Raw genomic sequence first — 934 nt, forward strand, 5'->3', positions numbered from 1 at the left:
GACAACTCAGAAACTGAAGATGATTCAAACAATGCTGGAAATAATAATTCTGGAAATAACAACTCTGGAAATAGTAACTCTGGAAACACAACAACTAAACCAAACAGTGGTAAGTTACCTAACACAGGTGGTACTCCTGCTGCAGCTGTAGGGATCTTTGGTACATTAGTAGCAGCTGCCGGTGCATTAATATCAAGAAAGAAAAAATAAGCTAATTTTTATACTAAACCTAAAAATTAAAATAAATAAACTTATGAAAAGACATGGATTTATTATCCATGTCTTTTTCCTATTTATTTCTAATATAAATTTGAAAATATGTTATACAATTCTAATCATGATAATCTATAAACTTCTCAATTTATTGTTGCATTTGTTGGATTTACTCCAAATATGGCTACTAATTTGCTAATATCCACATTGTTTATATATAACTAATTAAATATTAATTACACCTTCACTTTACATTTCTTCCTATATACTAATTTTATTTCTTATCTCATCACCATCTTTTCACCATTTTTATTTAATATACCCCAAAATAATATTTATTTATCTTAATACACATAAACATATCTTATATTTAATAAAGTTTATTTACTTTCACTTTAATTTAATCCATTTTTTTCTATAAATATTGGTTAATTTTTATATTTTTTTTGAAAATAACCCTTGATTTTTCATGTAACCGTTTATATAATATTCTTGCAGTAAATTTATATATTTATTGTCTTTTTTAGCAATATATTTACTTTTTAAGGGGTATATTTGCACCTATATTAAGTGTTATTAAAGAAAGGATTGATTTATTTATGGAAAAAAAGAAAATTACAGCAATACTATTAGCAGCACTAGTTTCTACTTCACTTATATTGGGAAATGTTACTACTGCTTATGCAAACGATTCAAATGTACAAGCTAAAGCTATTGTAGA

The 934-nt window shown here is 25.3% G+C and carries 1 protein-coding gene; it reads left to right on the plus strand.

Translation table 11 applies throughout. The annotated features are described in order from the left end of the window. The coding region (locus HMPREF0216_RS13990; RefSeq protein ID WP_005215534.1) for an LPXTG cell wall anchor domain-containing protein at positions 1–210 on the plus strand (210 nt) is incomplete at its 5' end. Between the last annotated feature and the right edge of the window lie 724 nt (positions 211–934).

Source organism: Clostridium celatum DSM 1785 (assembly GCF_000320405.1).
Lineage (GTDB): Bacteria > Bacillota > Clostridia > Clostridiales > Clostridiaceae > Clostridium > Clostridium celatum.